The sequence below is a fragment of the Campylobacter sp. BCW_4332 genome (assembly GCF_001763175.1).
Taxonomy (GTDB): Bacteria; Campylobacterota; Campylobacteria; order Campylobacterales; family Campylobacteraceae; genus Campylobacter_D; species Campylobacter_D jejuni.
In genome coordinates this window covers 1-1,101 of sequence record NZ_MJYF01000063.1, presented here as the reverse complement: position 1 = coordinate 1,101, position 1,101 = coordinate 1, and the positions used below count along the sequence as shown (strand labels likewise).

The 1,101-nt window shown below is 32.6% G+C and carries 1 pseudogene; it reads right to left on the bottom strand.

The window, feature by feature from the left end:
• Window positions 1-1,101, bottom strand: a pseudogene (locus AJN64_RS09580) (autotransporter outer membrane beta-barrel domain-containing protein); the annotation flags it as partial.

Below are 1,101 nucleotides of genomic sequence, written 5' to 3'. Positions count from 1 at the left end.
TATAAAGGTAGATCTTCTTGAAGTAGTAGAGATTAAAGATCTAAAGGTTGCACCTGATATGGAAGCATTAAGATTAAACCTTTTATGAATTTTTCCTGTTGAAGGATCATAGATAAAATCAATTTCTCCACTACCATTAGTTCCTATATTGCCAATATTATCTGGTTTTACCCCTGAGATGATATCATTTATATCTTCTGTTCCATCTAGATTAATATTGCCTTGATCAACGGTTATATTATCTACTTTTACATTATCTTTACCATTTCCACCTACAACTACAGTTTCTAATTTACCTGTTTCTTTATCTGTAGTAACAAGCCAATCTTCTATGACTATGCTACCAGATCCGCTGTTAGTTAAATGATTACCACTATTATCTTTATTTATGGTTCCTTGGTTATTAACAAAGATAGTTCCACTACCACTATTTTTAATACCACTTGTAATAGTCGCATCAGAATCATTTTTTAAACTTAAATTATTATTACTTTTATTGAAGATATTACCATAAATAATTCCATTGTCAGTATTTAAAATACCGCTTCCTTTTGCCGAAGCAATAAGACCTTCATTTTCAATAGTGATTCCGTATTCTTGTTTTTCTTGTCCTTCTTTTCCAATGGTTCCAGTATTTATAATACCCCCATTACCACCTTGGATAGTTCCAGATACATTGATGCTAGTATTTACTTGCTTACCACCGCCTATATAAATACCTGCATTACCACCTTCTAATCTACCCCCTTCTTTAACTTCAATGCCTTCACCCTCAATACCATTTTTACTTCCATCTATATGGATTGCATCATTGCCTGCTTTAATAACACCATCTTTTTCTATAGTGATTTTACCAATATTAACGGGCTTTTTATTTGTATCAAATGCATAAAAAGTTATACCATTGTTGCCTGCTTCTATAGTTCCTTTATTTGTAAGGGTTTCTATCTTGTTGCCATCACCTATGAAGATAGCATTGCCGTTTTGATTTTTGATTAGGCCTGTGTTTTCAAAAGTTTTAATAGTGGAGCTTGAAGTTCCCCAACTTTGAATGAATACTGCTCCTGATAATTGTTTGGCTCCAGATGTTCCTTCTATAGT